The sequence below is a fragment of the Chengkuizengella marina genome, from assembly GCF_009910845.1.
Lineage (GTDB): Bacteria > Bacillota > Bacilli > Paenibacillales > KCTC-33759 > Chengkuizengella > Chengkuizengella marina.
In genome coordinates this window covers 1-1,471 of record NZ_SIJB01000075.1, presented here as the reverse complement: position 1 = coordinate 1,471, position 1,471 = coordinate 1, and the positions used below count along the sequence as shown (strand labels likewise).

General features: G+C 37.9%; 1 protein-coding gene. It reads right to left on the bottom strand.

Annotated features, from left to right (window positions below; all coding sequences use genetic code 11):
* Nucleotides 1-41: 41 nt before the first annotated feature.
* Nucleotides 42-1,370, bottom strand: coding sequence for an IS3 family transposase (locus ERL59_RS20420; protein WP_160648076.1), 1,329 nt, complete (start codon nucleotides 1,368-1,370; stop codon nucleotides 42-44).
* Nucleotides 1,371-1,471 lie beyond the last annotated feature (101 nt).

Sequence of the window (1,471 nt, the reverse complement as noted above, 5' to 3'; positions counted from 1 at the left end):
TAAACTGGCACCCATGTCAAGGACACTTATAAAAAAAGAGATTATGCAGATAAAAGATGATTCCTATATTGAATAGGGGTCATCTTTTTTAGATTCCACTGATAACGGTAATTGTTATAGTAAGTCATGTAATGTTTTATTTTTGATTTTAATTCCTTTAGTGTTTTGGCTGATTTATAATCTACCTCATCCTTTAAGTGCCCAAAAAATGATTCTTGAGGGGCGTTGTCCCAACAGTTTCCTCTTCGTGACATAGACTGGTCCAAGCCATACTCCTTTAAAAGCTTTTGGTAGCGGGGGCTTGTGTAGTGGCTTCCCTGGTCCGAGTGGATGAAAGCATCTGTATCAAGAGTGACCTTCTTATTGTTCATCAATTTATGGATCGTCTGGATTGCAATGTCCAATGTAATTCGCTCAGATACATGGTAAGCCAAAAGTTCGTTGCTAGACCCGTCTTTTATGGTTGACAAATAAGCCATTTGATTACCGTTATATGGCAAATAAGTGATATCCGTTAATAACACTTTTCCTGGAACTCCTTGCTTGAATTCCCTGTTTAATTTGTTTGGGACGACCTGGTGTTCCTTTGTCGCCTTTGCGATTTGTTTATAAGGATTCGGTTTTCTGTGAGGACAGACAATTCCGTATTTCTTCATGATCCTCTGTATCTTTTTACGACTAAGAATAAGATCATACTCATTCTCTAAGATCATCTTAATGGAACGTGAACCTTTCTTATAACCCCTTCGGTTAAAAGTTTCTAAGATGATTCTCTTCACTTTTAGATCTTGCTGCTCCCTGATCTCCCGAATGGCAGATGCCTTCAAGTAGCTGTAATACCCAGAACGTGAAACCTCCAAAAGATCACAAAAGTATCTAGTCATCCCTTTAAAACCGTTTTGTTCGATTGTCTCTTGAATCAATTGAAATGCCTCACTTGGACTTAGATTTTCTCTTGTGTTTAACAGCCTCCTTTCTGTCACTTCTAGCTTTTTTAACAGCTCCACCTGCTCTTCCAAAAGCTTGATTCGTGCATTCTGCCTCTCGATCACTTCAGAAGGTGTAAGCTCCCGTTTTAAGGTTCTGCCAGATTCCGTTTTCCTTGTATCTGTAAGCCCTATTAACCCTTTTGTTTCATAAGCTTTCTTCCACCTACAAGCGGATTGTTCAATTCGTTTTATCCCTATAACTTCCTCATCGAATCCACTCTCTATAAAGATTTGTCGAGGTAGTTTACCAGCTAGATACTCATCCATAAATCTATTCTTGAAATCATCCGTGTAGGTAATGGATTTCTCACTGACGCGTTGTACATTTGGATTCTTTTGAAGTGCTTCTATCTCTTTAGCTGAAAATGTTATTTTACTCATGATGTTCTCCTAATCCCCGTATTGTGAAATTTAAGTATATAAAAAAATACCTGTAGATAAAACACTCTTTTTCAAGTGTCCTAACTACAGGTACCATTTTA

Coding starts and splice junctions, on each gene's coding strand:
- ERL59_RS20420 (WP_160648076.1), bottom strand. CDS start 1,370: ATGAGTAAAATAACATTTTCAGCTAAAGAGATAGAAGCACTTCAAAAG.